This window comes from Deinococcus psychrotolerans, from assembly GCF_003860465.1.
GTDB classification, from domain to species: Bacteria; Deinococcota; Deinococci; order Deinococcales; family Deinococcaceae; genus Deinococcus; species Deinococcus psychrotolerans.
Genome location: NZ_CP034185.1, coordinates 359,652 through 385,815 on the forward strand (window position 1 = coordinate 359,652; position 26,164 = coordinate 385,815).

General features: G+C 62.8%; 26 protein-coding genes. 14 read left to right on the forward strand and 12 right to left on the reverse strand.

The window, feature by feature from the left end; genetic code table 11:
* Positions 1-97 precede the first annotated feature (97 nt).
* The 5 genes from EHF33_RS17645 to menC are packed head-to-tail and all read right to left on the reverse strand — an operon-like array spanning position 98 to position 5,737.
* Entirely contained in the window at positions 98-1,771 is a 1,674-nt protein-coding gene (locus EHF33_RS17645; protein ID WP_124874630.1) for an ABC transporter substrate-binding protein, read from the reverse strand.
* Positions 1,772-1,807: 36 nt separating this feature from the next.
* A complete protein-coding gene (locus EHF33_RS17650; RefSeq protein ID WP_124874632.1) occupies positions 1,808-2,797 on the reverse strand; it encodes an ABC transporter permease in 990 nt (329 codons plus the stop codon).
* A gap of 5 nt (positions 2,798-2,802) precedes the next feature.
* Positions 2,803-3,831, reverse strand: coding sequence for an ABC transporter permease (locus EHF33_RS17655; RefSeq protein ID WP_124874634.1), 1,029 nt, complete (start codon positions 3,829-3,831; stop codon positions 2,803-2,805).
* A complete protein-coding gene (locus tag EHF33_RS17660) occupies positions 3,825-4,604 on the reverse strand; it encodes a GNAT family N-acetyltransferase (RefSeq protein ID WP_124874636.1) in 780 nt (259 codons plus the stop codon). The genes EHF33_RS17655 and EHF33_RS17660 overlap by 7 nt, the downstream gene beginning before the upstream one ends.
* A complete protein-coding gene (menC, locus tag EHF33_RS17665; protein WP_124874638.1) occupies positions 4,601-5,737 on the reverse strand; it encodes an o-succinylbenzoate synthase in 1,137 nt (378 codons plus the stop codon). Before menC ends, EHF33_RS17660 begins: the two co-directional genes overlap by 4 nt.
* A 371-nt stretch (positions 5,738-6,108) precedes the next feature.
* Here menC and EHF33_RS17670 point away from each other — a divergent pair, with 371 nt between their 5' ends.
* From EHF33_RS17670 to EHF33_RS17710, 9 genes are all read left to right on the forward strand, one after another.
* Positions 6,109-7,242, forward strand: a complete 1,134-nt coding sequence (locus EHF33_RS17670) for a LacI family DNA-binding transcriptional regulator (protein WP_124874640.1) — start codon at positions 6,109-6,111, stop codon at positions 7,240-7,242.
* A gap of 149 nt (positions 7,243-7,391) precedes the next feature.
* A complete protein-coding gene (locus tag EHF33_RS17675; protein ID WP_124874642.1) occupies positions 7,392-9,032 on the forward strand; it encodes an ABC transporter substrate-binding protein in 1,641 nt (546 codons plus the stop codon).
* A 194-nt stretch (positions 9,033-9,226) separates the two neighbouring features.
* Entirely contained in the window at positions 9,227-10,510 is a 1,284-nt protein-coding gene (locus EHF33_RS17680; protein ID WP_124874644.1) for a family 4 glycosyl hydrolase, read from the forward strand.
* A complete protein-coding gene (locus EHF33_RS17685) occupies positions 10,510-11,205 on the forward strand; it encodes a glucosamine-6-phosphate deaminase (RefSeq protein WP_124874800.1) in 696 nt (231 codons plus the stop codon). Before EHF33_RS17680 ends, EHF33_RS17685 begins: the two co-directional genes overlap by 1 nt.
* Complete coding sequence (locus tag EHF33_RS17690; RefSeq protein WP_124874646.1) at positions 11,202-12,197, forward strand: N-acetylglucosamine kinase; 996 nt, start codon at positions 11,202-11,204, stop codon at positions 12,195-12,197. The genes EHF33_RS17685 and EHF33_RS17690 overlap by 4 nt, the downstream gene beginning before the upstream one ends.
* A 42-nt stretch (positions 12,198-12,239) precedes the next feature.
* Positions 12,240-13,088, forward strand: coding sequence for an MOSC domain-containing protein (locus tag EHF33_RS17695; protein ID WP_164473595.1), 849 nt, complete (start codon positions 12,240-12,242; stop codon positions 13,086-13,088).
* Positions 13,089-13,209: 121 nt separating this feature from the next.
* Positions 13,210-13,635 carry a YybH family protein gene (locus EHF33_RS17700; protein ID WP_124874650.1) on the forward strand — a complete coding sequence of 142 codons (426 nt, stop codon included), beginning with the start codon at positions 13,210-13,212 and terminating at the stop codon, positions 13,633-13,635.
* 36 nt (positions 13,636-13,671) lie between these two features.
* Positions 13,672-14,445 (forward strand): ThuA domain-containing protein, encoded by a 774-nt coding sequence (locus EHF33_RS17705; protein ID WP_124874652.1) that lies wholly within the window; start codon positions 13,672-13,674, stop codon positions 14,443-14,445.
* Entirely contained in the window at positions 14,442-15,512 is a 1,071-nt protein-coding gene (locus EHF33_RS17710; protein ID WP_241191396.1) for a Gfo/Idh/MocA family protein, read from the forward strand. The genes EHF33_RS17705 and EHF33_RS17710 overlap by 4 nt, the downstream gene beginning before the upstream one ends.
* A 63-nt stretch (positions 15,513-15,575) precedes the next feature.
* Here EHF33_RS17710 and EHF33_RS17715 read toward each other — a convergent pair whose 3' ends face one another.
* Genes EHF33_RS17715 through EHF33_RS17735 form a run of 5 tightly spaced genes read right to left on the reverse strand, consistent with a single transcriptional unit; the run spans position 15,576 to position 20,432 of the window.
* Positions 15,576-16,697 (reverse strand): NAD(P)/FAD-dependent oxidoreductase, encoded by a 1,122-nt coding sequence (locus EHF33_RS17715; protein ID WP_124874654.1) that lies wholly within the window; start codon positions 16,695-16,697, stop codon positions 15,576-15,578.
* A complete protein-coding gene (locus tag EHF33_RS17720) occupies positions 16,694-17,512 on the reverse strand; it encodes an SDR family NAD(P)-dependent oxidoreductase (RefSeq protein WP_124874656.1) in 819 nt (272 codons plus the stop codon). The genes EHF33_RS17715 and EHF33_RS17720 overlap by 4 nt, the downstream gene beginning before the upstream one ends.
* Complete coding sequence (pxpB, locus tag EHF33_RS17725; protein ID WP_124874658.1) at positions 17,509-19,068, reverse strand: 5-oxoprolinase subunit PxpB; 1,560 nt, start codon at positions 19,066-19,068, stop codon at positions 17,509-17,511. Before pxpB ends, EHF33_RS17720 begins: the two co-directional genes overlap by 4 nt.
* Positions 19,068-19,841: a LamB/YcsF family protein gene (locus EHF33_RS17730; protein WP_124874660.1), complete on the reverse strand. Its 774-nt coding sequence runs from the start codon at positions 19,839-19,841 to the stop codon at positions 19,068-19,070. The genes pxpB and EHF33_RS17730 overlap by 1 nt, the downstream gene beginning before the upstream one ends.
* A gap of 60 nt (positions 19,842-19,901) precedes the next feature.
* Positions 19,902-20,432 (reverse strand): DUF1440 domain-containing protein, encoded by a 531-nt coding sequence (locus EHF33_RS17735; RefSeq protein ID WP_124874662.1) that lies wholly within the window; start codon positions 20,430-20,432, stop codon positions 19,902-19,904.
* A gap of 129 nt (positions 20,433-20,561) precedes the next feature.
* Between EHF33_RS17735 and EHF33_RS17740 the strand changes: the two genes are divergently transcribed.
* The 5 genes from EHF33_RS17740 to EHF33_RS17760 are packed head-to-tail and all read left to right on the forward strand — an operon-like array spanning position 20,562 to position 24,063.
* Positions 20,562-21,692: a substrate-binding domain-containing protein gene (locus tag EHF33_RS17740; RefSeq protein ID WP_124874664.1), complete on the forward strand. Its 1,131-nt coding sequence runs from the start codon at positions 20,562-20,564 to the stop codon at positions 21,690-21,692.
* Positions 21,693-22,463, forward strand: a complete 771-nt coding sequence (gene modA, locus EHF33_RS17745; RefSeq protein WP_124874666.1) for a molybdate ABC transporter substrate-binding protein — start codon at positions 21,693-21,695, stop codon at positions 22,461-22,463.
* 51 nt (positions 22,464-22,514) lie between these two features.
* Positions 22,515-22,727: a TOBE domain-containing protein gene (locus EHF33_RS17750; protein ID WP_124874668.1), complete on the forward strand. Its 213-nt coding sequence runs from the start codon at positions 22,515-22,517 to the stop codon at positions 22,725-22,727.
* Positions 22,727-23,272 carry a molybdopterin-dependent oxidoreductase gene (locus EHF33_RS17755; protein WP_124874670.1) on the forward strand — a complete coding sequence of 182 codons (546 nt, stop codon included), beginning with the start codon at positions 22,727-22,729 and terminating at the stop codon, positions 23,270-23,272. Before EHF33_RS17750 ends, EHF33_RS17755 begins: the two co-directional genes overlap by 1 nt.
* Before the next feature lie 5 nt (positions 23,273-23,277).
* Positions 23,278-24,063, forward strand: a complete 786-nt coding sequence (locus tag EHF33_RS17760) for an ABC transporter permease (protein WP_241191397.1) — start codon at positions 23,278-23,280, stop codon at positions 24,061-24,063.
* A gap of 68 nt (positions 24,064-24,131) precedes the next feature.
* On the opposite strand, the gene EHF33_RS17765 is transcribed toward EHF33_RS17760, so the two are convergent.
* Both EHF33_RS17765 and EHF33_RS17770 read right to left on the reverse strand, forming a co-directional pair.
* Positions 24,132-25,457 (reverse strand): S1C family serine protease, encoded by a 1,326-nt coding sequence (locus EHF33_RS17765; protein ID WP_241191398.1) that lies wholly within the window; start codon positions 25,455-25,457, stop codon positions 24,132-24,134.
* 394 nt (positions 25,458-25,851) lie between these two features.
* The gene (locus tag EHF33_RS17770; protein WP_124874674.1) at positions 25,852-26,154 is read right to left on the reverse strand and encodes a cupin domain-containing protein; all 303 of its coding nucleotides are present in this window, start codon (positions 26,152-26,154) and stop codon (positions 25,852-25,854) included.
* Positions 26,155-26,164 lie beyond the last annotated feature (10 nt).

Consider the following 26,164-nt stretch of genomic DNA (forward strand, 5'->3'; position numbering starts at 1 on the left):
GAGGCGGGCGAACTGGGACGAAGAGACCGATTTTTCCTGCTGCCGCGCTTCAGTGAGGCGCGGCAGGCCTAGAAAACGTGGCGGCAAAATTAAAGGATTACTTGCTCAACACCTTGAGCAGACTGGTTTTGTTGAAGTTCTCGTAACCCTTGAGTGACGAGACAGTGGCCGCAAAGACCGACGGCTGCGGCAGCGGGAAGGCGTAGGTCTGCTGATTGAGGTACGTCAGCAACGCCTTGTAAAGCGGTTTGCGGGCAGCCTGACCCACCGTATCGCGGGCCTGATCCAGCATTTTTTCCATTTTGGGATCATTGATATTGGTGGCCGAAGCGAGAATGCCGCCGGAGCTGTACAGGCCGCGCAAGTTGGTGTCGGGATCGGCTCCGCCCCAGGTCAGCGCACCGAAAGGCGACTTGCCGCCGAGCAGTCTGGCGTTGGCCGCGCTGAGTTCCAGGGTGCTGATATTGGCGTGGAACTTGGGGTTGAGGGCCTCGATATTTTGCTTGAAGATGCCCGCGATCACTTCCGCTGCGCCGAGGCCCGCGTAGGTTTCCAGAGGAACGGTAAAGCCCGTCGTCCACAGCTTGCCGCCGAAGGCCTGCTTGAGTTCGGCCTCAGCCACCTTGAGGTTGTAAGCAGGGGGATTGAGCGTATTGACTTCGGCCCAGTTGTTGGTGGGCAGGGTGGTGTGACGCGCCAGAGCGTAGCCTTTGAGGGCGTCGCGGAGATAGGTTTTGGTGTCGAACAGCGCCGCAAAGGCCCTGCGGACATGAACGTCACTGAAGAAGTTGACTGGGATGTTGTTCTCGGCCAGTTGTCCGGCGGGCAGCAACTTGTCGTCTTTGATGTTCTGGTTAAACAGCACCACACCAGTCAAATCATGGGTGGGCAGGTTTTCATACACTTTGACGCCCGCCACGCCCTTGAGCTTGGCCAGCGTATCGCGGTCAGGGACGATGGCGATGTCGGCGTCGCCTTTTTGCAGCGCCAGCACGCGGGCGGTGTCGCTGTCCACTTTCTGCAAGATCACGTTTTTGAGCGGCGCTGCGCCGCCCCAGTACCCTTCAAAGCCTTTCATCACAAAGCGGCTGGGATCGCGGGCCACGAACTGATACGCGCCGGTGCCGTCGGGCTTCTGGGCCAGCGCCGAGTTCGAAACGTCCTTGCCGAGAAAAGCCTCGAAATCCTTGGCCGTGCCGCTCCAGTCGCCGCCCGCCACCAGCGCTTTCATCGGCACGATGTACATCTGGGTAATCGAATCGAGCAAGCTCGGCACGTTGCGGTCGAGCGTCAGCACCAGTTGACCGGCCGCGTCGCACTTGACCATACCCGACAGCTTGGCGAAGGTGTAAGTCTTCTTGACTTCGGGCGTGAAGCCGGAGAGGCCCAGCAGGTTGGCGCGAATCTGGGCGGCCAGCGAGGTTTCGTTGCCGACCAGCAGCGTGCGGCGCAGAGAGTATTCGGCATCCGAGCAGGTCATCGCTGAGCCGTCATGGAACTTGACATTTTTGCGAAGGGTAAAGGTGGTCGTTTTGCCGTCTTTACTCTGGGTAAACTTGGTGGCCAGCAGCGGCTCGTACTTGCCGAAGTTGTTGAGATACAGCCCCTCGTACATCTGCATGACCGGCAGCACGTCCCACGTGGCGACCGCTTGGGCAGGTTCCACGCTGGCGGTGGCCGAGGCGATCTGGTAGACCAGCGTGTCGGTGGGGGTGGCGAGGGCGAGCGAGGCGGCGAGGGCGATGGTAAGAGCGATCAGGGAACGGTTCATGGTGTGACCTCCAAAGGTGGAAGAGGAAGAAGAATTTCAGCGGTTGCGCGGATCGAGTTGCTCGCCGAGCGCGTCGCCCAGCAGGTTCCAGCCGAGGCTGTAGATGGCGATGCACAGTCCCGGAAAGAGCGTGACGTACCAGTAGGCAAACGGCTCACCCGGCGGCCCCTGAATCCACTTCTGGGCCAGGGCGATCAGTTGGCCCCAGTCGGCAAAGCCCAGCGGCGTCCCGAGGCCCAGAAAGGACAGCGCCCCCGCCACGATAGGTAAGCTGCCCATGTCCAGCACCACGATGCTGAAGACCGGCCCCAGCGCGTTGGGCAGCACGTGGCGCAGGGCAATCCGCATCTGCTTGCTGCCGAGGCCACGCGCCGCCGCCACGTAGTCCAGCTCACGCAGCCGCAGCACTTCCGAGCGCAGGATGCGGGCCGGGCCTGCCCACGACACCAGGCTCAGCGCGATGATGATGTTTTGCAGGCCCGGCCCCAGCGCGGCCACCAACACCAGCACCAAAATCAAGCCGGGAAAGGCGAAGGTGACGTCGGTCAGTCGCATCAGTACGTTGTCCAGCCAGCCTCCAAAAAAGCCCGCTGCCAGCCCGATCAGCCCCCCCACCGTTACGGTAATGGCGACCACCGAGAGGCCCAGAAAAAAGGCGGTGCGGGTGCCCCAGACCAGTCCGTAGCGGATGTCGTAGCCGTTGACGCTGCCCAGCGGCACACCCTCGGCGGGCGGTTTGGGCTGGGCCGCGAAGCCCTGACGCGGCATCTGGAGGCACGCGTCGGGCGGGGCCAACAGCTCGCGCAGGTAAGCGGCAGGGCCGGGAATCACCTGTGTCTCGGTGAGGTTCAGCGCCCGGCGGCAGTTGCCCTGCGGCGGGGCCAGCACCGGAGCCAGCAGCGCCACCAGCAGATACAAACAGATCAGTGCGGCCCCGATGCGGGCGGGCAGATTGCGCCGGAAGGTGCGGGCCAGCACCGAGCGCGAGGCGGGCTTTTTGATCGGTTGGGATGGACGGGGGCTCACGGCGCTCACGCATACCTCACGCGGGGGTCAATGACGGTGTAGGCCAGATCGGTCAGCAAATTGATGACGGCCACGATGGTGGCGGCCATCAGGGCGAAGCCCAGCACACCGGGCAGGTCGCCTGCCGCCGCCGCTTGAGCGGCCCACGCGCCCACACCGGGATAGCCGTAGAGCGTTTCGGCCAGCACCGCGCCTTGCAGCAGGCCCGAGACGCTCAGGCTGATGAGGGTGGCGACCGGCAACATGGCATTTCGGCGGGCGTGCTTGCGAATCACGTCCCGCTCGGTAATGCCCTTGGCGCGGGCGGTGCGGATGTAATCGCTGTGCAGCGCCTCGATCATGCTGGCGCGGGTGCCTTTGATCAGCGCCGGAATACCGACCACCAGCAAGGTAAAGGCCGGCAAAATCAGGTGCCTCAGGCCGTCCCAGAACACGTCCAGCCGCCCGCTGAGCAGCGCGTCTAGAGTGACCAAGCCGGTAATATGCCGGACGCTGCCGGTCATCACCAAGATGGCGCTGTCGTTGCTGAGATTGCCGGTGCCGGGCAGCCAATCGAGTGCGCCGTAAAAGATCACCAGCAACCAGACGCCCAGCACGAAACTGGGAATGCTGTAGCCCAGCACGGCGATGATCCGGATCACGGCGTCGGGCAGGCGGTTGCGGTGAACGGCGGCCTGCCCGCCCAACCAGATGCCTACCCACACCAGCGGCACGAGCGTAAAGAGGGTCAGCTCCAGCGTGGCGGGAAAGCGTGAGAGCAGCGTGGCGGTCACCGGCTGCCCACTGGTGCGCGAGAAGCCCAGATTGCCGCTGAGCGCCTGACCCAGCCACAACCCGTACTGCTCAAAGACGCTGCCGTCGAGGTGATTGGTCTTGATGATCTCCTGCACGCGATCCAGTTGCTGTAAGTTGGTGGTAAAGGCCACCGCCCGCTGCTCCGGCGGGATGAGCTGCATCACCAGCACAATCAGAAACGTCACCGCCAGCATGATCAGCGGCAGCGCCAGCACGCGGCGGATGACGAAGTTCAGCATTCGGCTCCGCGTTCAAACAAATAATGTTCGCGGCTCAGACTCACGTCTGTCAGGGTGTACCCTTCCGCAAAGAGTCGGGTGAACAGCGGGCCGGTCTTGAGTCGCCAGTCCAGTGCTCGCGCCTGATCTTCGCGCAGCAAGCGGTAAAAGTCTTTCGGAATGCGGACGGCGATCTGCTCGGGCAGGGTGGCGGGCAACTCGGCTTCGAGGGGATGAAAGGCCTGCTGCGGCCAAGTTTCACTCGGCTGTCCGGCCAGATGCGCCTCTGCCCGCGTGCTGCCCAGTACCCACTCGGCTTCAAAACGGTCAGAGGGCGCTCCCGCGTTGATGCCGCCCATCTCACCGTAGTAATTGGGCAAGAAGGTGCGAACCACCGCGCCCAGCCGGTGAATATTGAGGTGGGCGTTGATGAGGAGCAATGGGTCAAATGTCCAGCGCACCTGATTGATGCCGCGTTCCAAACACCACTCGCGCTGAAAGCGCTTGAGCTTCTCACCCAGATGCTGCTTGCGGGCGCTCGGATGCACGCCAAGGCGGTGCGAGTGCTGGATACCAGCGTCTTTGGTGGGCAAACCGATCAGATACGCCCAGAGTTGCCCGTCTCCGTCTACCGCGCCCGCCACCAGACCGCCGATATGCTGCACCGCCAACAGCAAGCCGGGGTCTTCCGGATGGTCGCCCTCACCCCAGACAGCCCGTGCCAGGGACGGCGTGAGGGCGAGTTCGCCCAGCCCATTCAGCTCCCGAATACTTAGGGAGGCGGGCGTGTTCAAGGTGCGGCTGGCGCGGCGGAAGTGCGCTGCGGCTTCACGTCCACCTTCATCTGTGTCAGCGTGTCTAAAAACGGCAAGTCCAGCGTGACGCCGATGCCTGCGCCCCCCGGAACGGGCATCATGCCGCCCGACGTTTCCAGCGGTTCATGAACAATGTCGCGGGCCCAGTACCGCGAGGAACTGCTGGTGTCGCCGGGCTTGGTGAAGTTTTCCAGCGTGGCGAGGTGGATGTTGTGCGCTCTGCCGATTCCGCTTTCCAACATCCCGCCGCACCACACCGGAGCGCTGAACGCAGCGGCCACATCGTGAATCCGCCGCGCTTCCAAGTGACCGCCGACCCGTCCGACTTTGATGTTGATCAGGCGGCAAGCAGCCATTTCCAGCGCCTTGCGGGTGTCCTGTGCCGAGGTGATGCACTCGTCTAAGCACAGCGGCGTCTGCATCAGGGCTTGCAACTTGGCGTGGTCGCGCATGTCGTCCCAGGCCAGTGGCTGCTCGATGTAATCGAGGCCCAGTGTATCGAGTTCGCGCAGGGTGTTGATCTGCCCCAGCGAGTACGCGGCGTTGGCGTCCACCGTGACCGGCAAGTCGCCCAGCGCTGCCTTGACCGCCCGCACCATTTTCACATCCCAGCCCGGCTGAATCTTGAGTTTGATACGCTTGTAGCCCTGCTCGGCGTGCCGCACGGCAGAGTCCACGGTGGCCTCGATGCTCGGCTGGATGCCCAGCGACACGCCCACCGCCACCTCGTTTCTGACGCCACCCAGCACGGTAGAGAGCGGCAGACCCAAATTCTTGGCCCACAAATCCCAGAAGGCCATTTCGAGGGAGGCCAGCGCCATCCGGTTGCCGCGGATTCCCGATAAGTGGCGCATCAGCTGTTCGGGGTTGACGAAGTCCTGGCCCAGCACGCTCGGCAAAATGCTTTCTTGCAGCAGGGCCAGTGCGCCGCTGATGGTTTCCTCGCGGTAATCGGGCCGCACGTCCATGACACCTTCAGATACGCCTTCCAGACCTTCACCGAAGAGGCGCAGCAGCACAAACGTCTTGCCGTTCATCACTCCAAACGAAGTGCGAAAGGGCTTTAAGAGCGGCAGCGAAACGAGGCGGAGCTCAGCGCGGTCAAGACGCACGGCAGCAGCCTAAACAGGGACGTTTGAGAGAAGCTCCGGCACTCACTTGGGCTAACGACACGGCGACTCCTTCTGACTGGATCTTCAAGAGGGCGAACGGTGGAGCGAACTGAACCACAACACGGCCAAAAGGTCGGAGGGGCTAAGGATGTATTTGATTTTGCAAATCTTACCCAATTGCAATCTATTTTGCAAGGCGGTGGATTGGTGGCCCGCACTTTGGCACGTGATCGCCGCCCACGCTCCACTGCGCTTGACTTTGGAGCGCCCAGCTCTTAGGCTGGCCCTACCAACACATGTAACGTTTACATCGGCGATTTGTCTGTTCCGTCCGCTCTAAACAGCTCACTTTTTCATTCTGAGGGAGGGCCATGCCGAAAACCGAGCCGAGCCCGCGCCCAGCGCCGCAAAAAGCGGCCTTGCCCAGTGAGAAAGCGCAAAGTAAAAAGGGACAAAGTCAGAAGGTGCAAGGCGAAAAGATGCGCGGCGCGGGGATCCGCGAAGTGGCCAAGCAAGCCGGCGTCTCTATCGCCACCGTGTCCCGCGCCCTCAGTGACGAAGGCGTGGTCAGTCCCCAGACCCGCCAGCGCGTGGTGGAGTGGGCCGCCGCTTTGGATTACAAACCGAGTCCGCTGGGCCGCAACCTCGTGCGTGGGCGCAGTGATTTGATCGGCCTGATCGTGCCGAACGTGGCTTTTCCGCTTTACGGCGAAATGATTCGGGCCATCGGAGACGTGCTGGGGCGTCACGGCATGAGCATTTTGCTGGCCTCCAGCCACGACGACGAAGCTGCCGAACGCGGCGCGGCCCAGCACCTGCTCAAGCACGCGCTCGACGGCGGGATCGTCATCAATTCGCGCTTGGGCCCACTGCTTCCGTTGCAGCGTCACTCGGGCTGGGTTCACGTCGCGCCCGAGGTCAGCGGTTTGCCGCACCGGGTCGAACTCGACAACGAAGCGGGCGGAGCGCTGGCCGCCCACGAACTGCTGGCCTCACAGCGCCGCCGCCTCGCCTACGTGGGCGCGGAGGGCCGCGAGAGTGCCGAGCGTGAGCGCGGCTTTGCGCGGGTGGTCGCCGGAGCCGGACTGACCTACCGCCGCTTCGGGGGCGATTATTCCGAAGTTTCGGGCTTGCGGGCGGGCGAGGCGCTGCTGGACGGTGCGGTAGGGGGAGGCTCAGGATGGACAAGCTCAGCCGAGGGCGTCCCCGGCGACATGTTCCCCGATGGCATTTTTGCAGCGGGCGATCTGATGGCCGCTGGGGTGCTGCGCTCACTGCACCGGCGCGGCCTGAGGGTGCCTCAGCAAGTGGCCGTCATCGGCTTTGACGACGCGGTGATCGCCTCACTGCTCTATCCGCGCCTGACCAGCATTCGCCAGCCCGCTTACCCGATGGGCGTGGCAGCGGCCAATCTGGCGCTGCGCTTGCTGGAGGGGCAGAGCAGTGGGCCACTGACCTTTCTGCCGGAACTGGTGCGGCGTGAATCTACTGGGCCGCCCGAATAAGCAGCTTCATAGCGTTCTTTTCCTGACGGATTAGACATTGACCAGAACTACAGTGTTGAGCAGCCCAAACGCCTATACCTCTAGATACCCATTTGTAAACTTACAGCTTTAGTAGCTTTAAGCCCCCACTTTCTTTTGGAGGACTTCCCATGAAAAGCGCCAAAACTTTCGCCAAGTTTGCCCTCGTCCTCACGGCTGCCCTCAGCAGCGCCGCTTACGCCCAAAACCCCAAAAGCACTTTCACGGTGGTCAGAAGCGATCAGTGGGGCGCTCAGAATTTCAATCCCTTCTTACCGGGCAGCCAGCACCTCTTGCCGACCAACTCGGCCATTTACGAAAGCCTGTTTTTCGTGAACACCATCAACGGCAAAGTGACGCCGGTATTGGGCACCAAGTATGCTTGGAGCAAAGACAACAAAACCCTGACGGTGACGACGCGTCCCAATGTCAAGTGGACGGACAATCAAGCTTTTGACTCGAATGACGTGGTTTTTACCTTCAACTACATGAAAAAGTATCCGGTATTGGACTTGACTGGAATTTGGAAAAACGGCCTGACCAGCGTCAAATCCCCCAATCCTAACACGGTGGTCTTTGCCTTTGACAAAGCCAACACCCCCAACTTTCAATTTATTGCCCACACTTTGATTGTTCCTCAACACCTGTGGGCCAGCGTCACAGACCCCGGAACGTACACCAACGCCAAACCCATCGGCACCGGGCCATTTGTATTCGACACCTACAGCCAGCAGGCGCTGCGGGTTCTCAAAAATCCCAATTACTGGCTCAAGGGCCAGCCTTATGTGGACGCGGTGGTGTGGCTCTCGACCAGCAGCAACGACGCGGCGCTGTTCAAGCTGATTAAAGGTGACGCCGATTACGGTTATGTGGGCATCTCCGACCCCATCGCCTACGCCAAACAGAACAAGAACACCGACTACTGGTGGCCCACCAACAACGGCAATTTCTTGTACTTCAACACCACCAAAGCGCCGTTTAGCGACGCGGGCTTCCGGCGGGCCGTTTCGAGCGCCATCAACACCAAGGAAGTCGCCCAAAAAGCCTACGCGGGGGCCGTTCCCGCCGCCGCACCCTCGGCCATTATTCCGGCCCAGCAAGACAAGTGGCTTTCGGCCAGCACCAAGAGTATGGGGGGCAAATACGACCCCGCCGCCGCTGACGCCGCCCTCACCGCCGCTGGCTACAAGAAAAACGCCCAGGGTGTGCGCCTCGGCAAAGACGGCAAGCCGCTGCCGAACTACCGCATTTTGGTGGGCGCGGGCTGGACTGATTTCATTACCATGGCGCAGGTGATCGGCGACAACCTCAAGCAACTCGGCATCAACACCCAGATCGACCAGCAAGCTTGGGCAGGCTATTCCGGCAGCATGCAGAGCGCCACCTACGACATGGGCATCAGTTGGGGCTGGGGCAACGGCCCGACGCCGTATTACCTCTTTTATCAGTCGTTTGCTCCCGAACTCAGCGCCGCTGCCGGTAAGACCGCGCCCAGCAACTTGTCGCGCTACACCAACCCTGACGTTACCAAAGCGCTGCAAACCTTCCGCTCGACCAGCGACTTGGCAACTCAGAAAAAAGCCGTGGCTGTGATGGTCAGCGCCGTGCTGAAAGACGTACCCTGGGTGCCGCTGACCGACCGGACGCAGTTTAACTTGTACAACACCTCGCGCTTTACCGGCTTCCCCACCGCCGCCAATCCCTACAACGACGCCAGCCCCGACGACAGCATCGGCGCACGCCTGATGTACCTCAACGTCAAGCCCAAGTAAACCCTGACGAATTGAGGCACACGCAACCGACACAGAAGCAATCGACACCGAAGCCGCTCAGCCCTGCAAACAGGTTGGGCGGCTTTTCCTTTCAATGCCAATCACTCCGGCGTTCGATGTAACGTTTTCATGCTTTACTCGACTCGGTATTTAACTCATTAGCTTGCCTATACTCGGCAAAAGGACTCCCTGCTATGGCTCAAGTCAAAATCGCTTATATCGGCGGCGGCAGCACCCGCGCCCCCGGCACCGTCGCTTCATTTATTCGGCAGGCCGCTAACTTCTCTGGCTCGGAAATAGTGCTGCAAGACCTCAACGAGGAGCAGCTGGACTTGGTGTGCCGGTTGTCGCGCAAGATGGCGGCGGCGCAGGGCGCAGACCTCAAAATCAGCGCGACCACCGACAGACGGGCGGCCCTAGACGGCTGCGACGGGGTGCTGTCGAGTTATCGGCCCGGCGGCTTCGAGGCCCGTGCCCAAGACGAGCGCATTCCGCTGCATCACGGGGCGATTGGGCAGGAAACACAGGGAGCGGGCGGCTTTTTTATGGCGCTGCGGGCCATTCACATCGCCCGGGGCTTGGTGGAAGACATGCAGGCCATCTGCCCCGACGCCACCCTGTTCAATTACACCAATCCGGTCAATATCGTGGCTCAAGCGGTGGCGGATCACTCGGCCATCAAGGTGGTGTCGCTGTGCGAAGGCCCGATTGTTTTTCCGCAGGAGATCGCCGAACTCGCCGGACTCGACCCCGCCAAGGTGCGGGCGGTGATGCTGGGCCTCAACCACGCTTGCTGGAGCGCGGAAGCAGAATATGACAGCCAGCCGATGCTGCCGATTTTGGCGCAGAAGTTGGAAGAAGGCATTGCCGACGACTGGGCGCGGCGCTGGATCAGCTTGGCGGTGCAGATGGACAGCCTGCCCGCTTCGTACATGAAGTATTACTACTTTGAGCGCGAGATGCTGCGGGAGCTCTTGGACAAGCCGACCACCCGCGCCGAGGACATCCTTAGAGACGTGCCGAGCTACTGGCAGCACTACCGCCAGCAACTGGACGCCAAGAACCCGGCGCTCGAACCCGAGCTCTCACGCGGCGGCATTTTTGAACTCGAAGTCGCTGTAGACGTGATGGACGCCCTCTTCAACGACAAAAACGAAATCTGGCCGACCAATGTGGTGAACGCGGGGGCGATTCAGGATTTCCCCGATTCGCGGGTAGTGGAAGTGCCGTGCTTGGTCAACCGGCAAGGCGTAAGGCCTCTTGGCGGCTACCGGGTGCCGCCGCCGGTTCGCGGGTTGCTCAGCGCTCTGGGCGAATACCAGCAGCTCGCCGCCGACGCCGCGTGGAGTGGCAGCCGCAAAGAAGCTATAGCAGCGCTGACGAGCAATCCATTGGTGCGAACTTTGCCGCTGGCCCAGACGCTGTATGACGAACTCGCCCGCGCCCACCGCCAGTTCTTGCCGGAGCGGCTGTGGTGATGGTCAGCGGCGCGGAGCTCAACATTCAGCCGGATTCGCAAGCGCTGGCCACCGCCGCCGCCGACTTTATCGCCGAGCAGGTTCGCGCCAACCCGGATTTGAGCATTTTGGTCGCCACCGGCAACACCCCCATGCCGACTTACGCCGAGTTGGCGCGGCGGGTGCGGGCCGGTGAGTTGGAGATGAACCGTGTGGTAGCGGTGCAGCTCGACGAATACCTGGGCGTGGCGGAAGACGACCCGCGCAGTTTGTGGAGCTGGATGCTCAGGTCGTTCGTGGAGCCGCTGGGTATTCGCCGCACCGTCAAGCTGGAAGACCCACGTACTTTTGAAGCGGCTATTGCCGCGCTCGGCGGGCTCGACTTGGCGATTTTGGGACTGGGGCCAAACGGACACCTCGGCTTCAACGAACCGCCCAGCCCCGCTGACGCACCGACCCGCGTGCTGGAGTTGACGCCCGAAAGTTTGGCAAGCAACGCCGCTTACTGGGGCGAGCTGCCGGTGCCGAGACAGGCCATCACCGCCGGAATGGACATTATTCTGGCAGCCCGGAAAACCCTGCTGCTGGTCAGCGGAGCGCACAAACGCGCCGTCTTGCGCTCAGCGCTGGAAGATGGGCCAACTCCCGATTTGCCTGCCTCGCTGCTGCGGCGCACCCCGCTAACGGTCGTCGCGGACGAGGCCGCTTGGGTATGAGCGGGGTGGCGGCGAACGATCTGGTCTTAGGGATAGACGCAGGCAACACCAAAACCATTGCCCTGATCGCCGACACCTCTGGCACGGTGCGCGGCTACGGGCGGGCTGGGCCCAGCAACATCTATGTCCAGCCACAACAAGCCCTGCGCCACTTGGAAGACGCGGTGGCAGCGGCCAAAACCAACGCGGGGGTCGGCCATGAGCCGCTGCGAGCCGTGACCCTCAGCGCCACCGGAGCGGACTGGCCCGAGGACTTCACCCTGCTGGAAGGTGAGCTGCGCCGCTGGAACTGGGCCAAGCGCCAGCAAGTCGTCAACGACGCGGTGGGAGCGCTGCGGGCCGGATCGCTGGATGGCCTCGGCGTGGCGGTGGCCTGCGGCACCAGCGCGGGCATCGCCGCCTGCAGCGCCGACGGACGGGTGTGGCACAGCAGTTACTGGCAAGAACCCGAGGGCGCAGAGGAGCTGGCCCGACTAGCACTGCGGGCCGTTTACCGTGCCGAACTCGGCATAGACCCACCCACCCAGCTGACGAACCGGGTGCTGGCCCATTTTGAGATGCCCAGCGTGGAAGCCTTGCTGCACTCTCTTACTGGACGCACCCAAACGGTTCCGGCTCACTTGGGCCGACTGGCGCGAGTGCTGCTCGATACCGCCGCAGCGGGCGACCCGACCAGCTTCAGGCTCTTGCAAAAGCACGGCGCGGCGCTGGGCGATTACGCGCTGGCGGCTGCGGGCAAAGTGGGCTTATCTGGCGATTATCTGCTGACCACTTCCGGCGGCGTGATGCGGCATCCCTCGCCAGTTTTGCGTGAAGCGCTGATGGCGCGGGTACGGGAAAACTCTCCTGATGTCCGCTGGCAAGCCAGCCACCACGAACCCGTCTTCGGAGCGCTGCTGCTGGCTTTGGAGCTGGCCGGAGGCGTCATCAGTCCGGCCCTGTTTGGGCGGCTGGAAGAAACCTGCCCGGATGACTCGCTGTTTTTGACTTGAATGACCTGCTTACACACCCCACTTTCCCAAAGGACGCCCACCATGCCTACCCCTTCCGAGCCGCTCACCCTCAGCGCCCTCTACATTTACCCGGTCAAATCGGCCGGCGGCATTTCGCTCTCGACTTCGGCGGTGGGGCCGCGTGGCCTGATTCATGACCGGCGCTGGATGGTGGTGGACGCGTCGGGGCGGCTGGTGACGCAGCGCGAGGAGACGCGCCTCAAGTTGGTGGACGTCAGCTTGGAAGAGAGCGGCCTGCGACTCGGCGCACCGCAGATGCCCAGCTTAAGTGTGCCTTTTGAGCCGCAGGGCCAGCTCCTCACCGCCGACCTGTGGGGCCAAATGCTGCCGAGTGTTTCGGTGTCGCCGGAGTGCGCCGCGTGGCTGAGTCGGTACTTGGGCGGCCAGTTCGAGCTGGTTTATATGCCCGACGAAACGCAGCGCTTTCAACCGGATGACCGGCCTTATAGCTCGCAGCTCAGCTTCGTGGACGGCAGTCCATTTAACCTGATCAGCGCGGCGTCACTGGCTGACCTCAACGCCCAACTCGCTCGCCCGGTCAGCGCCGCCGATCTGCGCCCCAACTTTGTGATCAGCGGCGGGGCCGCGTATCAAGAAGACTTCTGGCGGCGCATCCGCATCGGCGCGGTGGGTTTTGAAGTGGTGGAAACCTGTGCCAGATGCAGCGTCATCAACGTGACGAAGGAAGCCCAGATGAGCGCCGAACCGCTCCGCACGCTGGCCCGCACCCGCAGACGCGGTCAGGACGTGCCGTTCGGACAAAATATGGTGCAAGACGCGCCGCTGACTGGGCGAACCGGACGCCTCGACGTGGGCGACAAGCTGGAAGTGCTGGAAATTGCCGACACACCAACACCGATTTATCACTGAAGCGGACTCCACCAGTGGCGCAACTGGGGAAAGTCAGTATCTAGTACGATCAAGAATTCGCCAGCAGTGAAAAGATCTTACCTGGTTTACATCTCAACATAATAAACAGCTACACTGCACCATGACTTCTACTGACCCGCAGCATGTCCTGAGCGCTTACCAGGCCGCCGTCTTTGCCAGAGATGTGGACGCGCTGCTGGCTCTCTACGCCGAGGAGGTCTGTGTTTTTGATGTGTGGGGGGTCTGGGCTTACGACGGGGCCACCGCTTGGCGCACAGCGGTGGAAGAGTGGTTCGGCTCGCTGGGCGATGAACAGGTACAGGTCAGTTTCAGTGAAGTGCAGGTCAGAGCGGGCGACAACCTGAGCACGCTTCACGCTGTCGTGACGTATCAGGGCCAGTCGGCGCGGGGCGAGGTGCTCAGGGCCATGCAAAATCGGCTGACTTGGGTGCTGGAACGGCGTTTGGGCGGATGGAAAATTATCCACGAGCACACCTCCGCGCCCGCCAATCCTGAAACGCTCAAAGTGATGCTTGCCAAAGCCTGACGTGTCATGCTCAGAGGCGCTAGATTCAGAATCACCATGACCCAAACCCCCGTAACCCAGACCAACCCTCAGCCGCGCATCACCGTTTGGAACGAATACCGCCACGAAAAAGAAAACCCCAAGGTCAGCGCCGTTTACCCGGACGGCATTCACAAAGTGATTGCGGTGGGCCTGAGCGCTCACGGCTTCGAGAACGTTCACACCGCCACGCTCGATGAGCCGGAACACGGCCTGACCAATGAGGTGCTGGACAACACCGACGTGCTGATCTGGTGGGGCCACAAAGCGCACGGCGACGTGTCGGACGAGGTCGCCGCCAAAGTGGTGGCCCGCGTGCTGGACGGCATGGGCCTGATCGTGCTGCACTCTGGGCATTTCAGCAAGGTCTTCAAAGCACTGATGGGCACCGGCTGCGACCTCAAGTGGCGCGAGGCCAACGACAAAGAGCGGCTGTGGGTCGTCAACCCGGCGCACCCGATTGCCCAGAACGTCGGTGAATACATCGAGCTGGAAGCCGAGGAGATGTACGGCGAACATTTTGATATACCCGCGCCAGACGAGCTGGTGTTTGTCAGTTGGTTTTCCGGCGGTGAGGTCTTCAGAAGCGGCTGCACCTTCACGCGCGGCAGCGGCAAGATCTTTTACTTTCGGCCCGGTCACGAGACGTATCCGACCTACCATCAGGCCAAGATTCAGCAGGTCATCGCCAACGCTGCTTTGTGGGCACGCCCCACCGCCAGCGCCCCGCGCTCGTTCGGAAACCGGCCAGAGCCTTTAGAACCCTTGCACACCCAAACGGAACGGCAGTGACCTCTCCCCTGCTCAATGCTGCCCCACTGAATGTCGCCATCATCGGCGCGGGGGCCATTTCAGTGCGGCACTTTGAAGGCTACCGGGCAGCGGGCGCGAACGTGGTGACCTTTGCCGAACCGAGCGAAGGCATGCGCCTGAGCCGCGAGGCCGATTGGAACGCACGCGGCTACCTTGACTTCACGGAAATGCTGGAGCGCGAACAGGTGCAGGCGCTCAGCATCTGCACGCCCAACGCTTTTCACGCGCCCGCCGCGCTGGCCGCCCTGAAGCGGGGCATCCACGTGCTGTGCGAAAAGCCGCTGTCGCTGGACTTGGCCGCTTGCAGCGAGATGATCGCGGCGGCAGCGGCCAGCGGAGCCATTTTGCAGACCAACCACCACCTGCGCTCCAGTCCGAATGTGCAAACCGCCAAGCGCCTAATTGAAGAAGGCCGGATTGGGCGCGTCACCTTTATGCGGCTGCGCCAAGCCCATGACTGGGGCGGCGCGGAGGAAGTGCGCGGCGCGTTTGGCAGCCTCAAAGCCAGCGGCGGCGGCAGCCTGCTCGACAACGGCTGTCACATGATGGATTTGGCGCGGCACTTCGGCGGCGACGTGCGCAGCATTTTTGCACGGCTGGCGACCCTCAAGTTTGACACTGAGGTAGAAGACACCAGCGTCGCCTCGCTCGAATTTGAAAGCGGAGCGCTGGGCAGCGTGGAAAACGCTTGGACGGCCACCGGCTGGGAGGAAAGCTTCGCGGTCTACGGCACGCACGGCGCACTCGAATGCAGCAACCGCCTCGGCAGGGCCAGACTGCGCTTTGTCAGCCGCACGGCGGGCACCGGCAGTTGGGACGACACCGACGAAACGTGGTACGACTTTGCCGCGCTGAATGAGCCGCATTACGCTCACCTCGCCAGCGTCGTGGCTTTTGTCCGCAGCATCACGGGGGGCACGCCGGTCGTGTGCAGCGGCGAAGACGGCCGCGAGAGCGTGCGCCTGGTGCTGGGCGGTTACGAAAGCGCCCGCAGCGGAATGCCGGTTGGGATGCAGGCCACTCCGGGAGCGGGCCACGAAATCTAGAGAAAGCGGCGGCCTAGAAGAAACTTGTCTTGAGGTGACCCACTGCCTTCATCCCCGACATCCTCAAACTTGCAGATCCAGCGTCCTGACTTCCTGAGCGGCAAAGCGCTCGATGCTCAGCGGCGAGACATCAATGAACGGCGTTTCATTCAGCGCCAGTTGCGCCATGACCCGCCCGGTGGCCGCCGCCTGCATCACGCCGTGACCGGAAAACCCGCAGGCGTTGAGCCAGCCTTCTGCGCCCGGCATCCGGCCCACCACCGGGAACTGATCGGGCGTGAGTTCGTAATAGCCCCACCAACTGGCTTTTTGGTCGAGTGAGGCGCTCTCCAAAAAGGGAAAGCGCTCCAAAGCCAGCGCCAAAGTGGGTTCCAGCCAGTCCCAGCTCATGCCCTCGCGCCAGCCGGTATCCAAAGGGTCGGCCCGCCCAAAGATCAGCCGCTCGCCTTCCGAGCGCAAATACACTCCACTGGCGAGGTCGAAAGTCATTGGTACGGGTTTGGGAAGGTCAATGGAGGCTGTCGAGAAGACCATCCGGCGGGCGGGCCTGACCGGGATGTCCAGACCGGCCAGAGCGCCGATTTCGCCCGACCACGCGCCAGCGGCGTTGAGGAGTTGCGGGGCCTCGAAGGTGCCGCTGGGCGTGGTGACTCGCCAGCTCTCGCCCACCCGCTCAATGGCCGTCACGGGCGTGTCCAGCAGTATCCGCGCCCCCGCTTCGCGGGCCAGCCGCACATATTCATGGTTGAGACTGTGGGCGTCCACCTTGCCGTCGGTGGAGCAAAAGCTGCACCCGCCGAGGCCAGCCGTGTTGAAGGTGGTGTACTGCTGGGCTTCGTCAGGTGTGAGCGCCAGCGACGCAATGCCCAGACTCTGCTGCAAGGCCACCGCCTCCTGGTGCGCGGCCCAGCCCGCTTCGGGAATCAGCATCAAGTAGCCTTCCGCTCGGTAGCCCGACTCGGGCATGGCGGCGTACTCGGCGATGCTTTCACGCGACAGCAAAATATTGGTGGCGGAGTTGAACTGCGCCCGCACGCCCGCCACGCTTTTGCCGGTAGAGCCGCTGGCAGGGTGGTTTTTTTCGAGCACCATGACCTTGAGGCCCCGCTGGGCCAGCCGGTAGGCACTCGCCGCACCGATGATTCCGGCTCCGATCACGAGGATGTCCGCCGTTCGATGGATCACGCGAGATCTGCCTCAACAATGGGAAAGCCTTCCACCGGAAAAGTGTCCACGTTGGCTGAGCGCTGCTGCACCAAGACGCCGCCGTCCACACTGATAAGCTGGCCGGTGATGTAGGCCGCGTCGTCCGAGGCCAGAAACAGCGCCGCGCCGGTCATGTCCTCGGCCACGCCGTAGCGGCCCAGCGGCACGGTCTTTTCGCGCTGGCGCAACTCGGCTTCGGTCAGGCCGTAAGTGTTGATAAAGCCCGGCACCACGCCGCAGACCCGGACGCCGTAAGGAGCCAAATCCAGCGCCATCGAGCGGGTCATGGCCTCGATGCCGCCCTTGGTCGCGTCGTAGGCCACGTTGCCCCGGTGGGCGCGGGTCGCGCCGCCGGACGAGGTGGTCAGGATGACACCTTTGCGCCGCCTGACCATGATCTTGGCCGCCCTATGCGAGCACAGGAACACGCTCTTGAGATTGACCTGCTGAATCTTGTCCCACCACGCTTCGTCCCCTTCCAGAAAATGGCGGGCGGTGTCGATCAGGGCGGCATTGTTGTACAGCACGTCCACATAGCCAAATTCGGCTTCCACTCGGTTGAACATGGTTTCGACCTGCGCGGCGTCGGACACGTCGGCGGGGACGGCCAGCGCTGATCCGCCCGCCGCTTTGATCTCGTCCACGACCGCCTGCACCATTTCGGCTTTGATGTCATTGACGGCGACGTTTGCGCCCTCGGCGGCAAACCGCAGCGCCACCGCCCGCCCGATGCCGCCGCCCGCTCCGGTGATGAGGACGGTTTTGCCAGTGAAACGTGCTTGATTGGGGGTCATAAGTTCTCCTGTGTGTTGAGAAACCAGCGCCGCGCCCAGCTTTCGGCAGAGCCAGACAGCTCAGGCTTGAAGGATACGAGTTGGCCAGGCCGCAGTTGCGCCGCCAGCGGCAAATCGTGGGGGTGCAGGACGGCGGGTTTGCTGTATCCGCCGATGCGGCCCCGGTCTGCCAGCAGCAAAATCGGCTCGCCCGCTGGCGTCACCTGCACCGCTCCCAGCGGCGTGGCCTCGCTGATGACTTGCCCGCCCGGCACACTTGGCCCACCCAGCCGCAGGCCCATCCGGTCTGAGCCGGTGACGCGGAAGGGAGCGCTGCCCAAACTCACGAGCGCTTCCCGCGTCGCCTGAGGGCCAGGCAGCAGGCGTAAGGTAATACGCTCCGGCAAGTTGAGCGGCAAATTGGAAAAGCCGGGGAGGGCAGGTTGCAAGCTCGCCAGCCCCAGCACGTCACCAGCCCGCAGGGGCCGCCCCACCCGCCCGATCAAATCGGTGCTGCTGCTGCCCAGAAACGGCAGGCTCTCAAAACCGCCCGCCACCGCCAAGTAAGCCCGCGCTCCGAGGTGGGTGGAGGTAAAGCGCAACGTTTGACCCGCCCGCAACCGGAAACTCTGCTGCATCGGCTGGCCTTCAGGCCGCATCCCGAAGCCGGCCACGCCCACCACCACGCTGCGCAGGGCGGTCAGAACCGGGCCTTTGAGGGTGAGTTCGAGGAGAGGCGCGTCCGGCGAGTTGCCGACCAAACCGTTGGCGAAGTGGGCCGAGCGGCTGTCCAGCGGGCCGCTACGGGCAAGGCCCACCGCTGCTTGCCCAAAGCGTCCGACATCCAAAAGCACATCCAGCAGGCCGGGCTTCTCGACCCGGAAGGCCGGGAAGTGGGGTTCGGCGGGCCACAATTCGCGCACGGCGGGGAGGGCCGGGGTGTCGCCCTCGGCGGGGATGAAACGCACCTTGTCGCCTGCCACGATCAAAAACGGCTCGGCGCGGTTGGGGTCGTAGATGGTCGTCAGGGCGGTGCCCAGCAAGTTCCAACCCCCCGGCGAGGGCAACGGATAAACGCAGGTTTGAGCGTTGGCCATTGCCACGGCGTTCGGCGGCACAGTGGGGCGCGGGGTGGCGCGACGCGGTAAGCGCAAACTCGGCGGCACCTCACCCAGAAAGGGAAAACCCGGCGTGAAGCCCACCGCGTAGACGTGGTACTCGGGAGCGCTGTGCTGGCGAATCACCTCGGCCTCGCTCAGGCCGGTGCGCTCAGCCACATCGGAGAGGTCGGGGCCATCGTAGCGAACGGGAAGTTCAATCAGGCGGCCCGCTGACGCCCTTCCTTCACTCAGATTTTGCAGGTGCCGCACCACCCACGCCCGCACCGCTCCCGCATCAATCAGCGCTTCGTCAAACTCCACATACAAGTTGACATAACTGGGACACAGATCGGTGACGCCCGGCGGCACATCGGCCAGCAGAGCGCGGTGCAGAGCGTGAAGGCGGGCATTTTGGCGCAAGTCGAGTTGCTCGGCGAACTGAATGTAAAAGCCGGTGGGTTGGCTGGGCCGCCGCATTACAAATCAGTCTTGGCAAAAGAGCGCACCGTCACGCCCACATCTTCCAGCGCGTTCCGAATGGCGTGGGCGATCTGAACGGCGTTGGGATTGTCGCCGTGAATGCACAGCGAGTCCACTTTGCATTCGAAGAACCCACCGTCAACCGCTTCCACGAGGCCTTCGAGCACCATCATCACGGCGCGGCGGGCGGCTTCCTTGGGGTCGTGAATGCTGGAACCGGCCATGCTGCGCGGCGCGAGGCGGCCGTCTTTCAGATAAGCGCGTTCGGGAAAAGTTTCCAGCACCACCGGCACACCCAAAGCGCGGGCCTGTATATCCAGCTCGGTAGAGGGCAGCACCATCAGAGGCAGACGCGAATCAAAGTCGCGGGTGGCCTGAGCAATCGCCTGAGCCGTCGGCGCGTGCACACAAGCGCGGTTGGAGAGTGCGCCGTGGGCCTTGACGTGTTGTAAGCGGCTTCCGGCGGCCTGCGCCATGCCGGAGAGGGCCGAAATCTGGTAGAGGCAATCGGCATAAACTTGCTCTGGAGTGGCCTCCATGACGCGCCGCCCGAAGCCTGCCAAATCGGGGTAACTGGGATGTGCGCCAATGCCCAAACCGTGCTGCTTGGCCAGCGCGACAGCGCTTTGCATGGTCAGCGGATCGCCCGCGTGGAAGCCACAGGCGATATTGACGCTGCTGAGAAGCGGAAAGAGCGCCGCGTCGTCGCCCAAAGTCCAAGCCCCGTAGGACTCGCCCGCATCGGCGTTGAGATCAATGGTTTTGCTCACGCTCTTACGTTAGCGGAAGTCAGGCGTAGACGGGTTCAGAGAGCTTGACCTCTAGGCATCTTACCGCTGCAACAAAGCAATCAAGCTGCGGCGGGTCAGTTCGACGCTCAGGCCGTAAGCCAGGTGTGATCCGGCTTCCCACAGCACGGCAGAGGGCGGCAGTTGCCAGGGCCAGGCCTGAAAACCAGTGGCGGGCACGGCGGTGGCGTGGGTCAGGCCGTACATCACCGCGCCTGCCGGAGCGCCCGCGCCGCGCGTCACCGCCGGACTGATTTCGGCTAGCGCTCCGTAAACCGCGCCGAGGCCCGCGCCCAGCGTGTAGTGAATGGCCTGCTGAGCGGCCATCTTCTGCGGCCTACTAAGATTGGTGCCCGCCGCGTCCGCCGCCGCCTGCACCATCTCGGCGGGCGGCATATGGTCGGGCCGCCCGCTGATATCGGCCCCGATCATCTTTTTCTCGGCAGGCGTCGGGGGGAAAATCGACTCGGCCAAGGTTTGCAGCGGCGGCTCCACAAACGACTTGACATAAGCGCCGACCACACCTGACACCGCTCCGATGAGCATTCCACTGAGGATTTGAGGCTGTTTCATTTTGGCAGCATAAGGGCTACCGGTTGTGCGATTCAGGCGGTTAAAGACTCTCTCAAGCGCGGGAGACAGTCAGCAGAGTGATGGAACTCAGCGTTGACACCCTGTAGCTTATTGTTTACACTCGTTGGGATGCCCATGTCCGAAACGCCTGCCAATACCGTCAAAGCGCGGCGTGAGGGCTTGGGGTTAGGCGCTTCCGAGCTGGCCCACCGCGCCGGAATGACCCGTCAGGCGCTGCACCGCATCGAGAGCAGGAGCGGCGCAGGCGGCGGCTACACCCCAAGCGTCACGGTGGCGCTTCAGCTGGCCCGCGCTCTGGGATGCCGAGTCGAAGATTTGTTTTCTCTGGCATCGGACGCGCCGCAGGCCGAGTTGGTGGGCGAGGCCGAGCCGGGGCAGCGCCTCCAACTGGCCCGCGTGGCAGGCAAACTGCTGGCTTACCCCCTGAGCGGAGTAGACGCTTTGCAAGGTAGCGCCGACGCCCTGATGGTGAAAGCCGCAGCCGCAGGCCGCGTTCAGGTCGAGCCGCTGAGTTCGTCGCACGTCTGGGACGACACGGCGGTGCTCTACGGCTGCGATCCGTCCCTGGCTTTGCTGTGCCGCCACGCCGCGCCTGCCAGGGTGCTGCTGCGCCCCGCTGTCAGTGAGCGCTCGCTTGAGGCCTTGGTGCGCGGCGAGGCGCACGCGGCGGGGCTGCACTTGTACGACATGGCCAGCGGCCAGTCCAATCTGCCGTTCGTGGCGGCAGCCTTTCCCGAACAGGTGGTGCAGGTCTACGCGCTGTGGAGCTGGGAGCAGGGCTTGATGGTGCGGGCGGGCAATCCTGAGAACATCACGGCGGTGAGAGATTTGGGACGGCGCGGGGTGCGGGTCGTCAACCGCCCAGCAGGAGCGGGGTCGCGCAGACTGCTTGACGACTGGCTGCGGGAAGCAGGCTTAGACGCACGCACCATCAGCGGTTACGACTTAGAAGCGCCCACCCCGCTCGACTCTGCCGAGGCCATCGCGCACGGCAGGGCCGATGTGGGGGTGGGGCCGCGTTCGGCAGCGCAGGCGCACGGGCTGGATTTCGTGCCGCTGCTGCGCGAGCGCTTCGATCTGGTGGTGCCAGAGGAGCATCTGACGCACCCCGGCGTTCAGGCGCTGCTGCAAGCGGCCCGCTCGCCTGCTCTGCGTGCCGAACTCACCTCGCTCGGCGGCTACGATCCTGCCGAATCGGGACGGCTCATTTCTACTCTCTCGCCCAAAAGGAGCGCTTAAATGATCTTCAAAACGTTCAAACCCCTGCTGCTCACCTGCCTCGCCCTCGGTCTGTCCAGCGCTTCGGCGGCCAAAGTCACGGTGTTCGCGGCGGCCAGCCTGACCGACGCCTTCAGCGAGATCGGCCAGCAGTTCGACGCCAAAACCGGCAACACCACCACCTTTCAGTTCGCTGGCTCTCAGGCGCTGCGTACCCAGCTCGAACAGGGCGCAAAGGCCGACGTGTTCGCCAGCGCCAACTCTGCTCAGTTTGATCCGCTGGTCAAGTCCGGTTCGCTCGGCGCGGGCCAAACCTTTGCCCGCAACCGCTTGGTGGTCATCGCGCCCAAGGGCAACGCGGCGGTGGGCAAGCTCGCCGATCTGGCGCGTCCGGGGGTCAAGCTGGTGCTGGCCGATAAGAGCGTGCCGGTGGGCGACTACAGCCGCAAAACGCTCGATCTGATCTCGAAAGCTGGAACGTACGGAACAGACTTCAGCGCCCGCGTCCTGAAAAACGTGGTCAGCGAGGAACCCAACGTGCGGCAAGTGGCCGTCAAAATTCAGCTCGGGCAAGGCGACGCGGCCATCGTCTACGTCAGCGACGTGACGCCCAGCCTCAAGTCGGATGTCCGGACTATCGGTTTGCCGACCCGCTTCAATCCGCTGGCCAGCTACCCGATTGGCGTGCTGAAGGGCGGCAACACGGCGGAGGGTCAGGCTTTCGTGGACTACGTGCTCTCGAATGCTGGACAAGCCATCTTGAAAAAGTGGGGCTTCGTCGGCGCGAAATAACCGTTGCCGCTTCGCCAACCCTTCGCCAGAACAAAACGCAGGAGATGACCCATGAAAATAAGCGCCCATAACCAACTGTCCGGCACCATCAGCGCCATCAAGCTGGGCGAGGTGGCCGCCGAGATCACGCTGGACGTGGCTCCCGGCACCTCCATCACCGCCACGATCACCCGCTCCTCCGCCGAGCGATTGGGCCTCAAGGTCGGTCAAACGGCCAATGCTGTCATCAAGGCCAGCGACGTGATGATTGGAGTGGAAGACTGATGAGTCAGCGCCCCAAGATCAAGGCTTTGGCGGGGCTGCTGCTGAGTACGGCGCTATCTGGAACGGTCAATGCCCAGAGTACGGTGGCCGATCCGAGCACGGTCGGCGCGGCGCAGACGGTGATGGTGACAGGAGCGGTGGCCCAGCCGATGACGCTGACACTCGAAGCGGTGCGTGCCCTGCCCGCCCAGAGTGTCACGCTGATGGCCACGGCGGCGGGCAAGCCAATCCAGCACGTCTACAAAGGAGCGCTGCTGAGCGACGTTTTGAAGTCGGCGCAGCCCAAGTTCCGGCCCGAGATCAAAAACGACGCGCTGCGCTACGCCCTGCTGGCCAGCGGGCGTGACGGTTACGCCGCCGTATTTTCGTGGGGCGAACTCGATCCGGGCTTTGGCAACCGCGCCGTGCTGATCGCCTACGAGCAAGATGGGCAGCCGCTCTCGGCTTTGGACGGGCCGCTGCGCCTCATCGTGCCGGGTGACGGCAAAGCGGGGCGCTACGTGAGCGGACTGTCGCGCTTGTTCCTGCTCAAAATCGGACAATAGGTTCGTTGACCCGCGCCGCCGCCCACCCTCTTCCCATTCTGATCAGCGCAGTGCTGGCCGCTTTTTTGCTGCTGCCCACCCTGACGCTGCTGCTGCGCGGCCTGAGCGCCGACTTTTTGCCCACGCTGCTCAGCCCCGCCGTGACGGACGCCCTGCGGGTCAGTGTCCTGACCTCGGGGGCCAGCTTGGGGCTGACCATCATCTTCGGCACGCCCGCCGCTTGGCTGCTCTCGCGGCGGCGCTTTTGGGGCCACGCCCTGCTCGAAAGCCTGCTGGATTTGCCGATCACTTTGCCTCCGGTGGTGGCGGGAGTGGCGCTGCTGCTGGCCTTCGGATCGCGGGGAGTGCTGGGCCGCCCGCTCGAACTGGCAGGCATCGATCTGGCGTTCAGTCCGGCAGCGGTGGTGCTGGCCTTGCTGTTTACCAGCGCTCCTTTTTATATCCGAACCGCCAAAGCGGGCTTCTCGGCTTACGATCCCGACACCGAGGCGGCGGCGCGGGTGGACGGCGCGGGCGAGCGTGGGGTCTTTTTCCGCGTTACTTTGCCGCTGGCCCTGCCCTTCTTGCTGGAGGGCCTGGTGCTGGCCTGGGCGAGGTCGCTGGGCGAGTTCGGGGCCACCATCTTGTTTGCCGGATCGCTGCAAGGCTCGACCCGCACCATTCCGCTGGCGATTTACAGCGCCATCGAGAGCGATCTGCGCCCCGCACTGGTGCTGAGTGCCATCATGGTGGTGTTCGCGTTTGGGCTGCTGCTGGTGCTGCGCCTGCTCTCGGCGCGGCGCGGAACATGAGGCGCAGGCCTGCACCATCAAGAAACCCCAGCTCAAAACTGGGGCTTTTCGTTTGCACACTGGACAGTTCAGGAGTTGGTGGGCGGCGCAAACTCGCTGAGCTTGACGCTGAGTTCCGTCACCTTGCCGCCGCGCTTGATGCTCAGCTTGACAATGTCGCCCAGGTTCAGGCCAAAGATGGCCGACTGCAAGCTGTTGTTTTGGCCGATCAGCTTGCCGTTGACCGAGAGGATCACGTCGCCGCCGAGGGTCAGCGGCGTGCCGTCTTGCAAGGTAATTTTCTGGGTTCCGGCTTTGAGTCCGGCTTTGGCGGCGGGGCTGCCGGGAAGCACTTCTTGCACGAGTGCCCCCGAAGACGGCAAGTTGAGGGCTTTGAGGGCCGCCGAGTCGAGGCCGGACAGATCGGCGTAACGCAGACCCAGCACCGGCGTGGTGATCTTGCTGCCTGCTTCCAGGCGCGGCAGGAGGCTCTTGGCGGTGTTGATAGGAATGGCAAAGCCTACGCCCGCGTTCTGATCGCTGCCGCCACTCAGAATCTGGGTGTTGATGCCGATGACCTGCCCAGAGCTGTCGAGCAGCGGGCCGCCGCTGTTGCCGGGGTTGATGGCCGCGTCGGTTTGAATGACCGACTGGTTCACGTCGCGTGTGCCCACCGGAATGGTGCGGGCATTCGAGCTGATGATGCCTTCAGTGACGCTGAAATCGAGGTCGAACGGTGCGCCCAGCGCAATAGCCTTCAGGCCCGGCTCCAGGCCGTCGCTGTTGCCGAGTGGAATCGGCTTGATCAGGTTCTTGGGCAGACCGTCAGCCCGAATCAGCGCCAGATCGTAGTCGGGGGCAGTGCCGATAACTTTGGCGGTGTACGTTTCGGGGTGGTTGTGAACCCGGATGGTGATGGTGTCGGCTCCGTCGACCACGTGGTAATTGGTGAGGATGTCGCCCTTGGCGTCCACGAAGAAGCCGCTGCCAGTGCCGCGCTGCGGGCCTTGCGGCGTACCGGATGAGCCGCCATCTTGGCCGCCTTGACCGAACGGCATGCCCTGAAACGGCGTTCCGGCAAATGGATCGGCCTGACCGCTGCCCTGACTGTCTCCGTTTTGCTGGCCCTTGCCAGAGTTGCCAGAGCCTTTTTGCGGCGCAGTGGCCGTCTTGGTGCCGCTCTGGACGCTGACATAGACCAAACCGTCTTGGGCGGCCCGCACCACGTCGACGGTGTTGCGCTCGTTTTCCGTTTTGGCATGCACGGGGTTAAAGACAGGCACCGCCGACTTGGCCGGAACCGCCTGAGCCAAACTCGCTTCGACGAGGGTCGTTTGACCGCTTTGAGTTTGAGCCGTTTGGCTGGGTGAGCTGTTGTGCTTGTACACCGCTACGCCGCCAATGCCGAGAGCCAAAGCAGCCGAAACCGCTAGAACTGCTTTTCTGGTTTTTGATGAACTAATTGGCATAATGAAAAGTCTCCTCAATGGTTGAGAATTTAGGGGTGAAACGCCGATATTTGCCACATTCGGGAGATAACGCACTCACTCTTACTTCTAGATAGTGCTTGTCAATAACAATCAGATGAATGTGATAAAGAGTCGATTTTTGAAAGGTGTAGATCTGAAAACAGGAACTGACCTCTACAGCAGAGTCAGCTTGGATATAAGGAGACAAAAACGTAACAAATCACCCTTTAGCGTAGGAATGCCAACATAGCAACCTCTAAAATTATGGGGGCGCAAAATGAAAAGTTGTGTCGAATATTTTGAGGAGTTTAGGAATCCTCTGAAGAACGTTTTGTGAGTGTTATGAAGCGCTTGAGTCCAGCGTCCTTTCCAGCAAGACGTAGCTCAGTGTCACGTCTTCCAGCACTTCGGCCTGATGGACTTCGCCCGCCGGAATAAAGCTCACGTCGCCGCCGCGCAAGGTCGCCGCTTGCCCGCCGCTGACGGCCCGCAGCACGCCGCTGTGAATAAACGAAATCTCGTCTTGGGCGTGGCTGGTGGGCGGCAATACGGTGCCCGCCGCAAAAAAGAGCGTGCCGACCTGAGCAGGAAGGGCAGCGAAGTGGCCGGTGTTGGCAGCGGTGGTCAGGCTGATTTTTTCCATATTGACCTTA

What these genes read in the sequence shown, in the direction of transcription:
- EHF33_RS17690 (WP_124874646.1), top strand. Translation starts at nt 11,202, where the DNA reads ATGAGCGGGGTGGCGGCGAACGATCTGGTCTTAGGGATAGACGCAGGC.
- EHF33_RS17670 (WP_124874640.1), top strand. Translation starts at nt 6,109, where the DNA reads ATGCCGAAAACCGAGCCGAGCCCGCGCCCAGCGCCGCAAAAAGCGGCC.
- EHF33_RS17705 (WP_124874652.1), top strand. Translation starts at nt 13,672, where the DNA reads ATGACCCAAACCCCCGTAACCCAGACCAACCCTCAGCCGCGCATCACC.
- EHF33_RS17680 (WP_124874644.1), top strand. Translation starts at nt 9,227, where the DNA reads ATGGCTCAAGTCAAAATCGCTTATATCGGCGGCGGCAGCACCCGCGCC.
- EHF33_RS17685 (WP_124874800.1), top strand. Translation starts at nt 10,510, where the DNA reads ATGGTCAGCGGCGCGGAGCTCAACATTCAGCCGGATTCGCAAGCGCTG.
- EHF33_RS17740 (WP_124874664.1), top strand. Translation starts at nt 20,562, where the DNA reads ATGCCCATGTCCGAAACGCCTGCCAATACCGTCAAAGCGCGGCGTGAG.
- EHF33_RS17750 (WP_124874668.1), top strand. Translation starts at nt 22,515, where the DNA reads ATGAAAATAAGCGCCCATAACCAACTGTCCGGCACCATCAGCGCCATC.
- EHF33_RS17720 (WP_124874656.1), bottom strand. Translation starts at nt 17,512, where the DNA reads ATGACCCCCAATCAAGCACGTTTCACTGGCAAAACCGTCCTCATCACC.
- EHF33_RS17645 (WP_124874630.1), bottom strand. Translation starts at nt 1,771, where the DNA reads ATGAACCGTTCCCTGATCGCTCTTACCATCGCCCTCGCCGCCTCGCTC.
- EHF33_RS17700 (WP_124874650.1), top strand. Translation starts at nt 13,210, where the DNA reads ATGACTTCTACTGACCCGCAGCATGTCCTGAGCGCTTACCAGGCCGCC.
- EHF33_RS17675 (WP_124874642.1), top strand. Translation starts at nt 7,392, where the DNA reads ATGAAAAGCGCCAAAACTTTCGCCAAGTTTGCCCTCGTCCTCACGGCT.
- modA (WP_124874666.1), top strand. Translation starts at nt 21,693, where the DNA reads ATGATCTTCAAAACGTTCAAACCCCTGCTGCTCACCTGCCTCGCCCTC.
- EHF33_RS17735 (WP_124874662.1), bottom strand. Translation starts at nt 20,432, where the DNA reads ATGAAACAGCCTCAAATCCTCAGTGGAATGCTCATCGGAGCGGTGTCA.
- EHF33_RS17655 (WP_124874634.1), bottom strand. Translation starts at nt 3,831, where the DNA reads ATGCTGAACTTCGTCATCCGCCGCGTGCTGGCGCTGCCGCTGATCATG.
- EHF33_RS17770 (WP_124874674.1), bottom strand. Translation starts at nt 26,154, where the DNA reads ATGGAAAAAATCAGCCTGACCACCGCTGCCAACACCGGCCACTTCGCT.
- EHF33_RS17695 (WP_164473595.1), top strand. Translation starts at nt 12,240, where the DNA reads ATGCCTACCCCTTCCGAGCCGCTCACCCTCAGCGCCCTCTACATTTAC.
- pxpB (WP_124874658.1), bottom strand. Translation starts at nt 19,068, where the DNA reads ATGCGGCGGCCCAGCCAACCCACCGGCTTTTACATTCAGTTCGCCGAG.
- EHF33_RS17755 (WP_124874670.1), top strand. Translation starts at nt 22,727, where the DNA reads ATGAGTCAGCGCCCCAAGATCAAGGCTTTGGCGGGGCTGCTGCTGAGT.